Origin of the sequence: Treponema sp. UBA785 (assembly GCF_002297065.1) — a bacterium.
GTDB lineage: Bacteria > Spirochaetota > Spirochaetia > Treponematales > Treponemataceae > Treponema_D.
On the sequence record NZ_DBJD01000035.1, the window covers coordinates 1 to 1,137 of the forward strand.

The 1,137-nt window shown below is 48.4% G+C and carries 1 pseudogene; it reads left to right on the forward strand.

Annotated elements, in window-relative coordinates:
* Positions 1-711: pseudogene (locus B2X33_RS02825) on the forward strand (hypothetical protein); the annotation flags it as partial.
* Between the last annotated feature and the right edge of the window lie 426 nt (positions 712-1,137).

The following is a 1,137-nucleotide window of genomic DNA, read 5'->3' on the forward strand; positions in this document are numbered from 1 at the left end:
CTTGGATTCTGCAAAAAAAACAATCTCGGCGGCTTCGAGCCTTTTACAGCGCTGAGCGGAACAGTCGGCGGCGCGGTCTTTATGAACGCAAGCTGCTTTGGACTTGCAACTTCGGACAGGCTTTTAAGCGTAAGATATTTTGACGCTCAAAAAAACGAGATTTTGACTTATAAAACTGAAGAAAAAGACTGGGACTATAAAAAATCGCCTTTCCAGCCTTTAAAAGAAAAGCAAGAAGGGGGCGTTACGGGGGATTTGCCCCCGTTGAAGGGGGTAGCGGAAAACGCGCAGGTTGAGCCTTGCGAGACCGGAGCGGTTGGAGCGAGGGGGACTTTTCCCCCGCATGATAAAAATGAGAAAAAAATAATTCTCTCGGCTGAATTCAAGGTAAAAGACGGTTTTGACGGCGGACTTTCGGAAAATGTGCGGCAAAAACGGGTGTCTATGGGGCATTTTAGGGCGGCGAGCGCGGGTTCGGCTTTCAAGAATGAGCCTGAGAAGGGGATTGTCGCCGGAAAGCTGATTGACGAGTGCGGACTAAAAGGCTTTTCGGCTGGCGGCGCGCAGATTGCTCCTTGGCACGCGAATTTTATAATAAATCCTGACGGAAAGGCGGCTGCGGCGGACATTCGCGCTTTGGTTGAGACGGTGCAAAAAAAAGTTTTTGAGGAAAAAGGCGTTCTTTTAAAGCCTGAAATTATTTTTGCGTGAAAGCGCATTTTGACGAATCAAGAAAAAGCGTTTGGACGGCAATCGTCACCATGACGAATCAAGAAAAAGCATTTGGACGGCGTTCGTCATCATGACGAATAGAGAAAAAGCGCTTGGTCGGCTTTCGTCATCATGACGAATCAAGACAAAGTGTTTGGACGGCAATCGTCATTTTGACGAAGCTCGAAAAAGTGTTTGGACGGCGTTCGTCATCATGACGAAGCGAGAAAAAGCGTTTGAACAGCAATCGTCACCGTGACGAAGCTCGAAAAAGCGTTTGGACGGCAATCGTCATCGTGACGAAGCGAGAAAAAGCGTTTGGACGGCAATCGTCACCGTGACGAAGCTCTAAAAAGCGTTTGGACGGCAATCGTCACCATGACGAAGCGAGAAAAAGCGTTTGAACAGCAATCGTCACCGTGACGA